The 14812-nt window shown below is 35.6% G+C and carries 13 protein-coding genes; 4 read left to right on the top strand and 9 right to left on the bottom strand.

Going from position 1 to position 14812, the window contains the following annotated elements:
• Positions 1-234 precede the first annotated feature (234 nt).
• Complete coding sequence (locus tag AC4FQ5_RS00845; RefSeq protein WP_300350706.1) at positions 235-1218, top strand: PLP-dependent cysteine synthase family protein; 984 nt, start codon at positions 235-237, stop codon at positions 1216-1218.
• Between the two features lie 68 nt (positions 1219-1286).
• Here the strand turns inward: AC4FQ5_RS00845 and AC4FQ5_RS00840 are convergent, their stop codons facing one another.
• The 3 genes from AC4FQ5_RS00840 to AC4FQ5_RS00830 are packed head-to-tail and all read right to left on the bottom strand — an operon-like array spanning position 1287 to position 3080.
• On the bottom strand, positions 1287-1823 hold the full coding sequence (locus AC4FQ5_RS00840) for a hypothetical protein (RefSeq protein ID WP_491140606.1): 537 nt from the start codon (positions 1821-1823) through the stop codon (positions 1287-1289).
• Positions 1824-1853: 30 nt separating this feature from the next.
• Positions 1854-2156 carry a chaperone modulator CbpM gene (locus tag AC4FQ5_RS00835; protein ID WP_491140605.1) on the bottom strand — a complete coding sequence of 101 codons (303 nt, stop codon included), beginning with the start codon at positions 2154-2156 and terminating at the stop codon, positions 1854-1856.
• Positions 2157-2159: 3 nt separating this feature from the next.
• A complete protein-coding gene (locus AC4FQ5_RS00830; RefSeq protein WP_491140604.1) occupies positions 2160-3080 on the bottom strand; it encodes a DnaJ C-terminal domain-containing protein in 921 nt (306 codons plus the stop codon).
• A gap of 94 nt (positions 3081-3174) precedes the next feature.
• Here AC4FQ5_RS00830 and AC4FQ5_RS00825 point away from each other — a divergent pair, with 94 nt between their 5' ends.
• Both AC4FQ5_RS00825 and AC4FQ5_RS00820 read left to right on the top strand, forming a co-directional pair.
• Positions 3175-4374, top strand: a complete 1200-nt coding sequence (locus AC4FQ5_RS00825) for a dicarboxylate/amino acid:cation symporter (protein WP_491140603.1) — start codon at positions 3175-3177, stop codon at positions 4372-4374.
• A 137-nt stretch (positions 4375-4511) separates the two neighbouring features.
• The gene (locus AC4FQ5_RS00820) at positions 4512-5042 is read left to right on the top strand and encodes a hypothetical protein (RefSeq protein ID WP_491140602.1); all 531 of its coding nucleotides are present in this window, start codon (positions 4512-4514) and stop codon (positions 5040-5042) included.
• A gap of 3 nt (positions 5043-5045) precedes the next feature.
• Here the strand turns inward: AC4FQ5_RS00820 and AC4FQ5_RS00815 are convergent, their stop codons facing one another.
• The 3 genes from AC4FQ5_RS00815 to AC4FQ5_RS00805 all read right to left on the bottom strand — a co-directional run bounded on the left by AC4FQ5_RS00815 (position 5046) and on the right by AC4FQ5_RS00805 (position 8500).
• Positions 5046-5429, bottom strand: coding sequence for a DUF779 domain-containing protein (locus AC4FQ5_RS00815; protein WP_491140601.1), 384 nt, complete (start codon positions 5427-5429; stop codon positions 5046-5048).
• A 232-nt stretch (positions 5430-5661) separates the two neighbouring features.
• The gene (gene adhP / locus AC4FQ5_RS00810; RefSeq protein WP_491140600.1) at positions 5662-6699 is read right to left on the bottom strand and encodes an alcohol dehydrogenase AdhP; all 1038 of its coding nucleotides are present in this window, start codon (positions 6697-6699) and stop codon (positions 5662-5664) included.
• A 271-nt stretch (positions 6700-6970) separates the two neighbouring features.
• A complete protein-coding gene (locus AC4FQ5_RS00805; RefSeq protein WP_491140599.1) occupies positions 6971-8500 on the bottom strand; it encodes an aldehyde dehydrogenase family protein in 1530 nt (509 codons plus the stop codon).
• 180 nt (positions 8501-8680) lie between these two features.
• Here AC4FQ5_RS00805 and AC4FQ5_RS00800 point away from each other — a divergent pair, with 180 nt between their 5' ends.
• A complete protein-coding gene (locus AC4FQ5_RS00800; protein ID WP_491140598.1) occupies positions 8681-9601 on the top strand; it encodes a helix-turn-helix domain-containing protein in 921 nt (306 codons plus the stop codon).
• 195 nt (positions 9602-9796) lie between these two features.
• Here the strand turns inward: AC4FQ5_RS00800 and AC4FQ5_RS00795 are convergent, their stop codons facing one another.
• The 3 genes from AC4FQ5_RS00795 to AC4FQ5_RS00785 form a co-directional block, all read right to left on the bottom strand.
• Complete coding sequence (locus tag AC4FQ5_RS00795) at positions 9797-11125, bottom strand: hydroxymethylglutaryl-CoA synthase family protein (RefSeq protein ID WP_491140597.1); 1329 nt, start codon at positions 11123-11125, stop codon at positions 9797-9799.
• Positions 11126-11276: 151 nt separating this feature from the next.
• On the bottom strand, positions 11277-12107 hold the full coding sequence (locus AC4FQ5_RS00790; RefSeq protein WP_491140596.1) for a T9SS type A sorting domain-containing protein: 831 nt from the start codon (positions 12105-12107) through the stop codon (positions 11277-11279).
• A 184-nt stretch (positions 12108-12291) separates the two neighbouring features.
• On the bottom strand, positions 12292-14802 hold the full coding sequence (locus AC4FQ5_RS00785) for a M1 family metallopeptidase (RefSeq protein WP_491140595.1): 2511 nt from the start codon (positions 14800-14802) through the stop codon (positions 12292-12294).
• Between the last annotated feature and the right edge of the window lie 10 nt (positions 14803-14812).

Genomic DNA, 14812 nt, shown 5'->3' with positions numbered 1-14812 from the left:
AAATGAGAGATAAAAATCGTTTTTCCACGTTGAGATCATGCAGTTTTTACTCAAAAATTAATGACAGAAAGTACATCTGATTTATTATTCTCAATTAAATTTATTAACCATAATTAAATAAAAAACGGTTTGTTGTTTTGAAACATTTCTTTACACCTTAATAATTTATTCAATCTTTACTCTGCCTCAAAATCAATTGAAAGACGTATCTTTGCCCCGCAGAAAAAAAAATGTATGAAATACGCAGAAAATATTCTCGAAACCATAGGAAATACACCTCTTGTAAAGATCAATAAAGTATTGGGAGAAGATTTCCCAGCATTGGTTTTGGCAAAAGTGGAAACCTTCAATCCAGGAAACTCTGTTAAGGACAGAATGGCTCTGAAAATGATTGAAGATGCAGAAAAAGACGGAAGACTAAAACCAGGAGGAACCATCATCGAAGGAACTTCTGGAAATACCGGGATGGGATTGGCTCTTGCCGCCATCATCAAAGGCTACAAATGCATTTTTGTAACCAATGCAAAACAGTCTAAGGAAAAATGTGATATTCTTCGTGCAGTTGGTGCAGAAGTTATCGTTTGCCCGACTGATGTAAAGCCTACTGATCCGCGTTCTTATTATTCAGTTTCTAAAAGATTGGCTAAAGAAACCGAAAACGGATGGTACGTGAACCAATATGATAATTTATCAAACAGAGCGGCTCATTACGAGTCAACTGCTCCTGAAATCTGGGAACAAACTGATGGGAAGCTTACCCACTTTTTAGTTGGAGCAGGAACCGGAGGTACAATTACTGGTTGTGGAATGTACTTCAAAGAGAAAAATCCAAACATCAAGATCATCGGAGTTGATACATACGGTTCTATCTTGAAGGAAATTCATGAGACAGGAGAAATCAATTTAGGAAATGCTTACACTTACATTACAGAAGGTATTGGTGAAGATATTCTTCCGGAAAACTACGATATGTCGGTTATTGATCATTTCGAAAAAGTAACCGATAAAGACGGAGCAATCTATGCAAGAAAACTGGCAAAAGAAGAAGGAATTTTCTGTGGATATTCTGCAGGAAGTGCGATGGCTTCTTTGGTTCAGATGAAAGATCAGTTTACGAAAGATGATGTCATTGTAGTTTTACTTCACGATCACGGCTCAAGATATGTAGGGAAAATCTACAATGACGAATGGATGAAAGAAATGGGTTGGCTGGATTAAGCAGCTTTTCATTATAAAAAACAAAACTCAGAGTACTTGCTCTGAGTTTTTCATTGTATTAATATTTTTTATTTCAAAACGTTATTCTTCACAGCCTGTTTCAACAAATCAAAATCTGATGACTGCATTGATTTTTTTGGAAACATATAATTGAATTTTCCTTCTAAAGCAATAAATTTATCATCAATCTCAGCAGCGGTAAATTCTGTCCAAAGGCTTGTTTCTTTTTCGTTATTAAGATTTACTTTGAAAACCTTCGCATTAAATTGAATTTGATAAATCTCAGCATTTTCCAGCGTTTTCAGGTATTTTACCACTTCTTTTTTCCATTTTGAAACTTTGTTGATTGCCAAAGAAAGATAAACCGCACACAACAGAAAAAGGAAGCTTACAAAATATAGAATCCCGAATTTTTCTTTGCTCAAATCATCTTTAAAAACAAATAATATCGCCAAAATAAAAGCAACAACTACGGTCGTAATGAATTTTCCTTTTACGGAAGGCGAAAAAAACAGGCTTCCCTGACTTCCATGAAGATACACCTCTTCAAAATCTTTTCTGTTGATTTTTAGGTTGATGATTTTATCGTCGTTGATTTTAAACATTGTCTGGATATTAAAGTTTACAAAACTAAATTAAATATCCTCAAATTTCTCATTAATTGCTGAAAGTTTATTCATCAATTCGCGATTTTTCTTTTTAAGATCTTCCATTTTACCGAGCATATCGTGAATTACTTCTAAACCCGGAAGATTGATTTCCAGATCATAATGCCAATTAGTAAATCTTTCAAATGTTGGAAGATCTTCATACATCAGATAACGAATTTCGTCATCAGTATGAATATTCAGCAAACCCGAGTCTACCAATTCATCAAAAAAAGTAATCTCAATATTATATATTTTTACGAGTTCTTCCCGTGATATTCTTTCGCCCATGATTTAAGAATTTTTAAGTTGTTCAAAAAGTTCTTTCTGCTTTTCGGTAAGGTTGGTCGGTAATTTCACATCATAGGTTACAAACAGATCGCCAAACTCGCCTTCTTTTTTATAGACAGGGAACCCCTTTCCTTTTAATCTCACAGTCGTTCCGGTCTGGGTTTCGGGCTTTACTTTAAGATTAACACTGCCCTCTAAAGTTTCCACTTTCACATCTCCTCCCAAAACTGCGGTGTAAAGATCGATAACAACTTTAGTTTTCAGATCATTTCCTGTTCTCTCAAAATTCAGATCTGGAGTGATATTGAAAGTGATATACAAATCTCCGTTCGGACCACCGTTGAAACCTGGATTTCCGTGACCTTTTAATTTAATTTGCTGACCATCGTAAACTCCTGCCGGAATTGTAATTCTTACCTTTTTACCATTGATGTCAAAAGTCTGTTGATGCGTTTTTGCCGCATCTTTTAAATTTAAATTCAATTCTGCATCAATATCCTGCCCTTTGAATTTACCTGAAGCACTGCCACGCGAACTTCTTCCAAACCCTCCTCCTTCTCCACCAAACATACTCTGGAAAAAGTCTGAAAAATCTTCACCTTCGCCAAATTCAGCACCAGAAAAACCACCTCCATAATTTCCTCCCCCCTGACTTTGATATTGTCTTTGTTGTTGCTGAGCCTTTTCGTATTCTTCTCCGTGTTTCCAGTTTTCTCCGTACTTATCATATTTAGCACGGTTTTCCGGATTGCTGAGAACTTCATTGGCTTCATTTAATTCCTTGAATTTTTTTTCTGCCTCTTTATCATTCGGGTTGAGATCGGGATGCAGTTTTCTTGCCTGTTTCCGGTACGCTTTTTTGATATCGTCCTGCGTTGCGCTTTTGTCTACGCCTAAAATTTTGTAATAATCTATATAAGCCATAGAAACGAATGTTTACTCAAATTTAGAAAAATTAAGGCGAAAAAACATCTAAAAAATTCTTAAAAATAAATCTATCTTTACTAAAAATCACTACATGAAAGAGCTACTCAAAAACTACTCAGGAATTCTGTTTTTACTTCTGGGAATTACCGTTGGAAGCATTATCGGCATTATTGCTCCACAAATCGTTGAGTATATAAAACCTCTGGGAGATATTTTTCTGAATCTTCTTTTTGTGAGCGTCGTTCCGTTGGTGTTTTTTGCCGTAGCCAATTCTATTTCGTCACTTGAGCAGCAATCGAAATTTGGGAAAATCATTCTCACCATGTCTTTTACTTTTCTGCTTTTCATTTTGATCGCAGCTATTTTTACGATTGGTATGGTGTATCTTTTTCCTGTTTCATCTATTTCGGGAAGTTCTGAAATTATTACAGAAGCAACGAAAGAAGAAAATTGGGGCGACAGAATCGTAAGCTTCTTCACCGTGGGAGAATTTACAGAAGTTTTCTCACGAAAAAATATGTTGGCTCTGTTGATTTTTGCTTTTCTTACAGGTTTTGCAGCAAGAAAATCCGGTGAAAACGGAAAACCTTTCAGAGTTTTTATTGCATCTGGATATGAAGTGATGAAAGAATTGCTTTTAATGATTATGAAAATTGCACCGATTGGTTTGGGAGCTTATTTTGCTTATCAGGTGGCAACTTTGGGACCTCAGCTTTTTGGGTTTTATGCTAAACCTTTAGGTCTTTATTATATTTCAGGAATCATTTATTTCTTTGTCTTTTTCTCATTGTATGCATTTATTGCCGACCGAAAAAACGGAATTAAAGATTTCTGGAAAAATGCAATATTTCCGACTTTAACAGCTCTAAGTACGTGTAGCAGTTTTGCAACAATGCCCTCAAATTTGGTAGCTGCATCAAAAATTGGTATTCCGTCTTCAATTGCCAATCTGGTGATCCCGATCGGAACTACTTTGCATAAGAATGGCTCGTCAATGTCTTCTATTATTAAAATTTATGTGGCTTTTCAGATCATTGGAAGAGATTTTTTCGAACCTTCAAATCTTCTCTTAGCTTTAGGAATTACTGTCTTTGTAAGCATCGTTGCAGGTGGAATTCCTAATGGTGGTTATATTGGTGAAATGCTGATGATTTCTGTTTATCAGTTGCCACAGGAAGCAGTTCCTGCTGTAATCATTATCGGGACTTTGGTTGACCCGTTGGCAACGGTTTTGAATGCTGTCGGAGATATTGTGGCTGCGATGTTCGTAAATCGGTTTGTGAAGGTGTGATTTTAATTAAACACAAAATAACACTAACTTTTTGCGCAAATTGCACTAATATTCAACATCAAAACCCATTGAAGTTTTTAAAACCAATGAGAGAAAACTTGCCGCTTTTTTACCCGATTTAATTAAATGATAACGTTATGACTTCTTTTTACAAAAATATTGGATTATACGATCATTTAAATTTCAATATTGAGATGGATAAATCTGAGTTGGTTGAAAGCCTGAAAAAAGTAACATATAAAACAAATACAACATTTATCTCAATTGTTCCTGATCACGGAATTCCTACAAGGTTTGAATATCGGGGAATCATCAATAAAGATAATTTTACAGTTAAAAGAAGATTACATTTCTTTGATTTCAATGTTCTTCATTGCGTTATAAAAGGAAATATTTCGGAAGAGAATAATAAAACTTTGATTAGTGTAGAATTCGTACCATTTTTCACACATCTAACAGCCCTACTTTTTGTATCTCTGATAAGCTCAATTATTGCTATACAACTTATTAAAGAAACCAATAATTATTTCATCATTGCTTTACCAATTATTTTAACCATGATTCATTATTCAGGTTTGAAAAGGTGTTTAAAAAGAGATAAATATGATTTTGAAAGAGAATTAAATTTTATCGTTCAGAAAAACAATCGGTTTAAAAGCTATCAATAAAAATTACTCACTTCGTTTTACATCTTCCAGATTATTTAATTCATCTGTTGTGAAAAGTTTATAATGTACTTTAAATGTCTTCCCTAATGGAGTCTCCAACGAAAAACCTCCCGGACCAAAACCATCCAAAACATCTAAGGTAAAATGAGAATACTTCCAATATTCAAACAGATCACGGTCGATCCAGAATTCATGTCCGTTGATGGTTCCGATCATGGCGTCATTCATTCTTGGGAAATATCCGCCCTTTTCAAAACATTGGGGCTGAGTTCCTTCACAGCATCCTCCGGCCTGGTAAAACATCAGTTCTCCATGTTTTCTTTCAAGTTCCCAAATGAGTTCGAGGGCTTTTTCTGTGACTGAGAGTCTTGATATTTTGGTTTCCATTTTCTTTGTTTTGTGTAGGATTATTCATTTTTACGTTGATAAAATACATATTAATCTTTAACAGCATCTTTGTATCTAAGCCAAGATTATAATGCATTTTAATAATTGCGCTTAGATTCCTGCGGAATAACAAAGACGCTGAATTACTTTGCTTCTTGCAATAACTTCCTTTAGTAAAGTTAAAAAAGTTCGGCGAAATAAATTTCGCCGAACCCATAAAACTCAATATAATTTAGTTTGCACTTCCGGCGATGTCGAGAACAATTCTACCATCGATTTGCCCAGCTTTCATTTTATCGAAAACATCATTAATGTCTTCCAGTTTTGCTGCTGTTACCGTAGCTTTTACCAATCCTTCATTTGCAAAATCAAGTGCTTCCTGAAGATCTTTTCTTGTTCCTACGATTGAACCTCTTACCGTAATTCTTTTCAAAACCGTTTCAAAAATCGGCAACTCGAATGATCCGGGAGGAAGACCGTTTAATGCGATCGTTCCTTTTCTTCTTAAAACATCAATTCCCTGTTTAAAAGCTATGGGAGAAACCGCCGTAATCAATGCACCATGCATTCCGCCGACTTCTTTATGTAAATATTCTCCAGGATCTGTGTTTTTTGCATTGACCACGAGGTCTGCTCCAAGCTTTTTAGCCAATTCTAATTTGTCATCTGAAACATCAATTGCTGCAACGTGCATTCCCATTGCTTTAGCATATTGTACAGCTACGTGTCCCAATCCACCAATTCCTGAAATGGCAACCCATTCCCCCGGTTTTGTTTCAGTTTCTTTTAATCCTTTGTAAACGGTAACTCCCGCGCACAAAATCGGTGCAATTTCTAAAAAGTTAACATTCGATTTTAAATGTCCTACATATCTTGAATCTGCAATCACATATTCTGCGAAAGCTCCATCAACACTGTAACCACCATTTTGCTGAGTATGACACAATGTCTCCCAGCCTGTGATGCAATAATCACAGCATCCGCAAGCACTGTACAACCAAGGAACTCCGACTGCATCACCTTCTTTCACATAAGCTTCCGGACCGCAAGCGACTACAATTCCTACACCTTCGTGTCCGGGAATCAGTGGCATTTTTGGTTTTGCAGGCCAATCACCATCAACAGCGTGTAAGTCTGTATGACAAACACCACAGGCGATGACTTTTACCAGGACTTCATATCTTCCAGGTACTTTTACAGGAACTTCCTGAATTTTAAGAGGCTGTCCGTATCCTTGTACTACAGCGGCTTTCATGGTTTTTGGGATCATATTTTATTTTTATTTGACTTAATTTGAAAGCCTTGTCAGGGCTCGATATTTTCACTTAATTATTAAATTGATTTTTGATAATATGAAATTTTCTCATCCGGAAAAACCGATAAGTAAATCGTGAGTATTTGCGTGAAGGATAGGAAGGGCGGCGAGGAACGAGCCGGTGCGGAGTGAAACGGAGCACCGAAACGAAGTGAAGCCCTGGATAGCCTGACCGTCTTGCCTCATTGCAGATGAGGCAAACGGACACGCCCTAAATATTTAATAATTAAAAGAAACCAAGTTTATTTTTGTTGTACGAGATCAACATATTTTTCGTCTGACGGTAATGATCCAACATCATTTTGTGATTTTCTCTACCTATACCCGACTGTTTGTAGCCTCCAAAAGGTGCTCCTGCAGGATACGAGTGATATTGATTTACCCAAACTCTACCCGCCTGAATCTGACGTGGAACATTGTATAACTGGTGCGCATCTCTCGTCCAAACTCCGGCTCCAAGTCCGTAGATGGTATCGTTGGCGATTTTTATACCTTCTTCTTCATCTTTAAATGTTGTAAAAGCCAAAACAGGCCCGAAAATTTCTTCCTGGAAAATTCTCATTCTGTTATTTCCTTTGAAAATGGTTGGCTGAATGTAATATCCTTCATCTAAACCTTCTCCAACATGATTTACATCTCCACCTACCAAAACTTCAGCACCCTCTTCTTTGCCCAATTTGATATAAGAAAGGATTTTATCTTTCTGAATTTTTGAAGCCTGAGCTCCCATCATCACTGTTTTATCTAAAGGATTTCCTACCTTGATGGCTTTTACCCTTTCAATTACTTTTGCAATAAATGCATCTGCAATATCTTCCTGCACCAATAATCTTGACGGACAGGTACAGATTTCACCCTGATTTAAGGCAAATAAAACAGCTCCTTCAATTGCTTTGTCTAAAAATGCATCATCTGCATCCATTACAGAACTAAAGAAAACATTCGGAGATTTTCCTCCTAATTCTAAAGTCACTGGAATGATATTTTCTGTTGCATACTGCATGACCAAACGACCCGTTACCGTAGAACCTGTAAAAGCAGCTTTATTCACTTTTGGATTTGTCACCAAAGCTCTACCAAGTTCAGCTCCGAAACCGTTAACAATATTTACAACTCCCGCAGGAAGAAGATCCTGAATAATTTCCATTAAAACTAAAATAGAAATCGGTGTACTTTCTGCCGGTTTCAAAACCACACAGTTTCCTGCTGCCAAAGCCGGAGCTAGTTTCCAAACCGCCATAAGAATTGGGAAATTCCAAGGGATGATTTGAGCGATTACACCAAGTGGCTCGTGAACGATCAATGAAACCGTATCTTTATCCAATTCGTTGTGAGAACCTTCATCTGCTCTGATTACTGAAGCAAAATACCTGAAATGATCAACCGCTAAAGGCAAATCTGCAGCCAAAGTTTCTCTTACCGCCTTACCATTATCGATCGTTTCTACAATTGCAAGATATTCGAGATTCTGCTCGATTCTGTCGGCGATTTTATTTAAAATAATACTTCTTTCAGTAGATGAAGTATTTTTCCAGGTCTGGAATGCTTTATCCGCTGCATTAACAGCCAATTCCAAATCTTCTTTCGATGAATGTGCCGCTTTTGTAAAAACTCTTCCGTCAACCGGAGAAATAACATCAAAATAGTTTCCGTTTACAGGTGCAGTAAACTGACCGTTAATGAAATTATCATACTGGGTTTTGAACTCAGGCCACTGTAAAGTGGTACCTGATTGTTGTTCTGTTGCTGTACTCATATTATTGTTTGTTTGATTTTTATCTTCAACCAAATTACACTTAGCTCAGACAATCAGATAGCAAAATCCTACAAAAAAACTGCAAAATCGTGCAGAAGGATGATTTTATGGTTTCATTAACAAAATTTTCGCCATTTAATTTCTATATTTGAAAGAAGTGGCAACAAAAAATGTTTAGAAATGAATAATAACAAGGTTTTATTAAATACTCCTGAACTGAAGAAGGAAAATCAGCTTTTGCATATAGTTGAAAACCAGACAAAATTCAATCTAAACAATTGTGAATTCAGCATCTACGAAACACATCAGGCTGCTTTTGACGTAAAACTGCATTTTGAAAACATTGCATTCACCGCAATGCTTCGGGGCAGAAAACACATGAAACTGGAAAATAAAACCAATTATTTTGATTATTTACCCGGTGAAAGCGTTTTAGTCGCTCCGGGTGAAACGATGGTGATTGATTTTCCGGAAGCTGATGAAACTCCTTCACAATGCATTTCTTTAAGTTTAAGTCCTGAATTTATTGAAAACTCTCTTAATCACCTCAATTACAATTTTGCAAAAGTAGACGAAACCTCAACATGGAATCTTCAACTTGACGAATATTTCCTCTTTAACAACAAATCACTAGCTTCGGCTACAAACAATATTATGAGAATCGCTATGGATGATAATTCCCAAAAAGACATCATGGCTGATTTCGCTTTAAAAGAACTTTTAATAAGACTCATGCAAACACAGGCAAGAAGTATGGTAGAGAAAAATTTAGCTAAAAATAAATCGAGAATCGGTTTTGTGGTAGATTATATCAAAAAGAATCTTCATCAGAAACTTTCCATTGACAGTATTGCGAAACTGGCGTATGTAAGCAAATCTAATTTCTTTAAAATGTTTAAAGATGAATTGGGAACCTCGCCCAATGATTTTATCTTACAGGAACGCATCAACAGAGCCAAAGAGCTTTTAGCACTAAACAACAGCATCAAGGAAACTGCTTTTCTGACAGGATTTTCTGACACGAATTATTTCACACGGGTTTTTAAACAATTGGTTGGCGTGACACCAAAGAGTTATCAGAATAAGATTATTACTTATTAATCTATTACACAATGGTTCCTCCAGAAAAAATAATTGAGTTTTTGTTCGGAATTAAAATGACTAAAAAAGGAAATTTGATTTTGAATTTGTCTTTTTTATTTATTGTCATCATAGTGTTTTTACTCATTTTAAGCAATAGAGATCAATTAGACTAAATAAAAAAAGAAGCACCTCAATGAGATGCTCTTTTAGTTTTTAATCTTTATAACCGTAGTATCTCGCTCCCAATAAAACGGGATTTTCCAATTCTACAGATTGTAATCCAAAGCCAGAATAATCTGATTTTACAGAATGTTCCAATTGTTTTCGGTGAAGTTTTTCGTAGGTATCAAAATCTATAGCTAAACGATCATTCAGCTTTTCAAATAAATACCATTTTGAAACAACCGCTTTCCAGTTTTCAGAAACTTTCCCGGCAAAAACTTTTGATTTTGAACCGCTTCCATACCCTAAAAACCCAATTTCTTTTCCTGCTAATTCTTCATTTTCATTAAATGAAACCTCTAACGCAGAAAGTAATGCCATAAAAATTGAAGCCGTGTACATATTTCCGATTTCTGAAGATGCCCGTTGCGTTTTTTCAATTTTATCATTAATAAATTTCAGATAATCTTCAGATTTTGCAACCGCTTTTTGTTCCTCTGAAGTTGAATAATCCAAACCGTTTTCTAAGCTATAGATTTCCGTAAAAACCCTCTTCCCATGAAATGCATACGGAAGATGAAAGATTAAATATTTCCAGCTTTCATAAGGCTTTTCTTTTCCAGAGACTTCTTTATAGTGTTCATACGCTTCCCGGATTCTATCCTGATAACATTGATTGGAATATTGTCCGTCAAAAACAGGTTCGTCAGTGAAAATTTCAATTTTATCGGGAAAATTTTCGGGAGCATTTGTTAAATCTTCTTTCTTGAAATGTCTTCTTGGTTTGAAGAAATCAAAAACACTTTCAGTTGCAACTCCCCAATCGTTGTCGATTTCCACAAGATCAGGCTTTGCAGAAACCAAAAGAGAAACCGCTCCTCCACCCTGTGTATATTCGCCTGAAGAAGCCAACTCGTATTTTGCGTAATCACTTGCAATGACAACAGCTTTTTTATCTGGATTTACTCTTACAAAATCTAATGAATTGTGAAGTGCATCGACTGCACCGATACAGGCAAAAGTCAGATCAACAACATCACAGTTTTTAAAACATCTTTCACCAAACTCTGCTTCTAAAACTTTTTCTACCATCTGCATTGCGTAGGAAGCGGTAGGTTTTGCGGCATCGATTGCGCTTTCTGTTCCTAAATATATTCTTGAAATCTCTTTTGGACTGATCTGGTAATCTTTGATTAATTTCAACAAAGCTTCTGCGGCGAAGGTAGCAGCATCTTCATGAACGTCCGGAAAACCCATTTTATGCAAGCCCAAACCTTTCTCCAATTTTGCAGGTTCGATTCCTCTTTTTTCTGCTAAGTCTTTAATTTCCAAATACAAAGATGGCACATAGTAACTTGCTGCCTCAATTCCAAAACTCATAATTGTTTAATTTTAAAACGAATTTATAAAAGATAATGCAAAAAAAACTTCATTATCGTCTAAATTTTTGAGGAATTATTAAAATATAAACATAAAAAAGCACCTCTAAAAAGAGATGCTGTAGCTCTGGTAATCTTAAAATATTTAATAATTATTTTTTAATCATTTTAAATGTATTAATTCCCGAATCGGTTTTAGCACGGATCATGTATGTTCCTCTCAATAAGGCAGAAACATTGATCTGACCTTTATCTGAATCAACCTTATAATCCATCATTCTTTGTCCTACATTATTATAAACAGAAATTTCAGAAATCTTTTCTTTACTCTCAAAATTTAATACATCATTTGCAGGATTGGGATAATACTTAATCGATGATTTTGATACTTTTTCAGCGTCATTGACACTTAAATTACTTCCTGTAACAACCACTGCATCTACTAATGTAGAGTACCCATAATCTGTCTCGCATTCTATGGCAATCTGATACGTGTTTGGAGGGATACCCATGTTTCCGGTAGACGTCCAAGTTGTTATATTTGAATGGAACTCAGCAATCTGCACCCATGGATCTGTAGCCGAAATTCTGAAAAAAACTCTTAACCAGTTTTGATCAGGACTCCAAAAAGGATTGATATAGTAAAAACTAACCGTTGGACTTGTCACTCCAGATAAATTCAAAACCGGGCTTACGAGTTTTGTTTTATCAAAGTTATGTGAAGTTCCGGGATAGTTTGCAAATTTTGTCCCGTCATAAGCCGTTACGCCAGAACTTCCTGTTGAAGCAGAAGTAGCAAATGTCCATGACATATTGTTCACTTCATAAATCTGAGTCCAGCTTGCTCTTGTTGGCGAACTGTCTTCAAAATTTTCTGTCCATGGAAATGTGGTTATTTGAGCATTGGCAACTGTTATTAATAACAGTGTTGCAAAAAAAGAAAAGTGTAATTTCTCTTTTAACAAGAATAGTTTTGTTTTCATATTTAATTAGTTTTTAATGATATTTCATATCAAATATACAATTTTATTTTAAAATAAATAAAAATACAACAACGAAATTACCACAAATAAGCAATTAATCAATATATTAAAAAAACAAAACCACTGTAAATACAGCGGTTTTTATCATTAAAATTTTATTTATGTAGATTATTTTAATCTATTCTTATTTGAAATTTTCGATTGCCTTATTAATCGCATCAATCTGTGGATTAATGCTTGAAGCTTTTTGAGGATTCTGTTTCAGAAGTTCCATCTTTTTTACCAAACCGTCTTTTAACATTTGCGAGATCATCATTTTCACTTGAGGATTATCTCCCATCTGACTTTTTGCCTGTCCTAAAATTTTGGTAATGCTCTCCGTAGCTTTTAAATTATCGGAAGTCATGATCCAGTTGTATCCTTCTTCCGCAGCTTTTCCCAATTCAGGGTTCTGGAATTTAAGGAAAGGATAAAAAGCAACTAACGGAACAATATTCGACATTTGCGATGTCACTTTATTTTTAACAATGATTGGCAACATCTGGCTCAATAATTCATCAGAAGCACCTTCCAAATCGATTTTATCTGCCAAAGTATTTGCTTTTGAAGGATCTACAGCCAAAACTGCCGCCACAGAATTTGCTTTTACAGAATTTGAAACTGCATTAACACCTTTCTCAAAAACCGGAAGGTATTTTTTATCTTTTGTTTTTGCCAAAGCCGCAATCGCTGCCCCCTGAACCAAAGTTTTAGGATCATTGGAAGCTAATTTTTCAACCTCTCCACCTAAGGCTTTCATTTGTTCGGCATTTGATAAATCCATTAATTCCAAAGCTTTCTGTCTTACTCTGAAATAAGGATCTTTCAACGCTACAGATAATAATTTCGTAGCTGCAGGATTTTTGCCAACCTGATCTTTAATAGCATTTAAAGCATTATATCTGCTTTTAAATTCTTTAGATCCTGTAAACTGCATCAGACTCTGTTCAGGAGTTTTGGTTTCGGTAATATCAGCAACCAATATTCCGTCTGCATTGATATTCACTAAATCCGGATTTTTTGAAACATCAAAACTGAATGTATTTTTTGCAGCTGCATTCACCCAAACCTGCTGTCTTTTTGGCTTCCCGTTATCGAAAACATCGATCGTTAAAGGAAATTCGAAAGGCAATTCCTGGGATTGATTCACAACAACAGTTACCTGTTTTTTCACTGGCTCAAAAGTGTAAGAATAATTCAATTTCGGATGGCCGCTTCCGAAATACCATTGATTGAAAAACCAGTTGAGATCTTTTCCTGAAACTTTTTCGAATGATAATCTCAGTTGATGGGCTTCAGCATTTTTATATTCGTAGGTTTTTAAATAATCATTCATTCCGGCAAAAAATGCTTCATCACCTAAATAATTTCTCAACATATGAAGAATTCCACCACCTTTTTGATAAGTTACCAAATCGAAAACATCTTCGCGCGAAGCATAGTCAAATCTCACCAAATCTTTTTTAAAATCTGAAGGATTGTGTATATACATATTCACATCACTCATCTGGTGGTAATCTGCCTGATCTTTTCCGTACTTGTATTCGTTCCAAAGGTATTCTGAGTAGTTGGCAAAAGATTCATTCACCGTTAAATTACTCCAGCTTTCGGCAGTCACCAAATCTCCAAACCAATGATGGAATAATTCGTGAGCGATGGTATCTTCCCATTTATTTTCATCGATTAACTGTCCGGGTTTTTGTAAAATATCACTTCCGTGAAGTGTTGCCGTTGTGTTTTCCATTGCGCCACTTACATAATCTCTACCAGAAATCTGTGCATATTTCGCCCACGGATAATCGTAACCCAATTTTTTAGAGAAAAACTCGATCATTTCAGGAGTGTTTCCGTAAATCTGCTTTGCATATGGTTCATATTCTTTTTCGATATAATAATCAACGGCAATATTTTTCCATTTATCTTTTACAATCGCATATTCACCGACTCCCATGAAAAAAAGATAGGTTGAATGTCTTTTATCCATCACCCAATGGTCGGTTCTCAAGCCGTTTGCTTCTTTCTGAGAATCTTTAAGAATACCGTTTGAAAGCGTAACATACTTATCAGGAACGGTCATAAAGATTTCCTGAGTCGTCTTTTGAATCGATTTATCTATTGTGGGAAACCATGCAGACGATGATTCAGTTTCGCCTTGTGTCCAGATTTGTGTTGGCTTGTCGGGATCTTGTCCCTGTGCATTAATAAAATAAAGACCTTTTGCATCACTGATCGCAGCACTTCCTTCCTGCTTTACCTCGTTCGGACGAGCTGTGTATTTGATGTAAACCGTATAATCCTGATTTTTCTGATAAGTTTTATCTAAGGAAATTTTTAAAACATCATTCTTGTAATCATATTTTAAAGGAGATTTTTTACTATTGTTATCTAAAGCAACTTCGTGAATCAACATTCCTTTTGCATCCAAAATCAACTCGTTTGTTGCATAAAAATAGGGTGAAGCTGTTAACCATTCTTCCCCGTTCATCTGCTCTTTCTGATAATCGAAACTGACTTTTAGCTTGGTATGCTTAAGCTCAGTAACTTTTGCAGATGTTGCTCTGTATACTTTTTCCCTGCCCGAAGTTTCAGTTTGTGCAGATACATTTCCGGAAAACAAAGCTCCTAATATTGCAATAGATAAAATGACTTTCTTCATTATTTTCTTC

Source organism: Chryseobacterium sp. DT-167, from assembly GCF_058310155.1.
The sequence above is the reverse complement of the archived record's forward strand: the minus strand, read 5'-3'. Positions and strand labels throughout refer to the sequence as shown.

What these genes read in the sequence shown, in the direction of transcription:
- AC4FQ5_RS00845 (WP_300350706.1), top strand. Translation starts at nt 235, where the DNA reads ATGAAATACGCAGAAAATATTCTCGAAACCATAGGAAATACACCTCTT.
- AC4FQ5_RS00840 (WP_491140606.1), bottom strand. Translation starts at nt 1,823, where the DNA reads ATGTTTAAAATCAACGACGATAAAATCATCAACCTAAAAATCAACAGA.
- AC4FQ5_RS00835 (WP_491140605.1), bottom strand. Translation starts at nt 2,156, where the DNA reads ATGGGCGAAAGAATATCACGGGAAGAACTCGTAAAAATATATAATATT.
- AC4FQ5_RS00830 (WP_491140604.1), bottom strand. Translation starts at nt 3,080, where the DNA reads ATGGCTTATATAGATTATTACAAAATTTTAGGCGTAGACAAAAGCGCA.
- AC4FQ5_RS00825 (WP_491140603.1), top strand. Translation starts at nt 3,175, where the DNA reads ATGAAAGAGCTACTCAAAAACTACTCAGGAATTCTGTTTTTACTTCTG.
- AC4FQ5_RS00820 (WP_491140602.1), top strand. Translation starts at nt 4,512, where the DNA reads ATGACTTCTTTTTACAAAAATATTGGATTATACGATCATTTAAATTTC.
- AC4FQ5_RS00815 (WP_491140601.1), bottom strand. Translation starts at nt 5,429, where the DNA reads ATGGAAACCAAAATATCAAGACTCTCAGTCACAGAAAAAGCCCTCGAA.
- adhP (WP_491140600.1), bottom strand. Translation starts at nt 6,699, where the DNA reads ATGATCCCAAAAACCATGAAAGCCGCTGTAGTACAAGGATACGGACAG.
- AC4FQ5_RS00805 (WP_491140599.1), bottom strand. Translation starts at nt 8,500, where the DNA reads ATGAGTACAGCAACAGAACAACAATCAGGTACCACTTTACAGTGGCCT.
- AC4FQ5_RS00800 (WP_491140598.1), top strand. Translation starts at nt 8,681, where the DNA reads ATGAATAATAACAAGGTTTTATTAAATACTCCTGAACTGAAGAAGGAA.
- AC4FQ5_RS00795 (WP_491140597.1), bottom strand. Translation starts at nt 11,125, where the DNA reads ATGAGTTTTGGAATTGAGGCAGCAAGTTACTATGTGCCATCTTTGTAT.
- AC4FQ5_RS00790 (WP_491140596.1), bottom strand. Translation starts at nt 12,107, where the DNA reads ATGAAAACAAAACTATTCTTGTTAAAAGAGAAATTACACTTTTCTTTT.
- AC4FQ5_RS00785 (WP_491140595.1), bottom strand. Translation starts at nt 14,802, where the DNA reads ATGAAGAAAGTCATTTTATCTATTGCAATATTAGGAGCTTTGTTTTCC.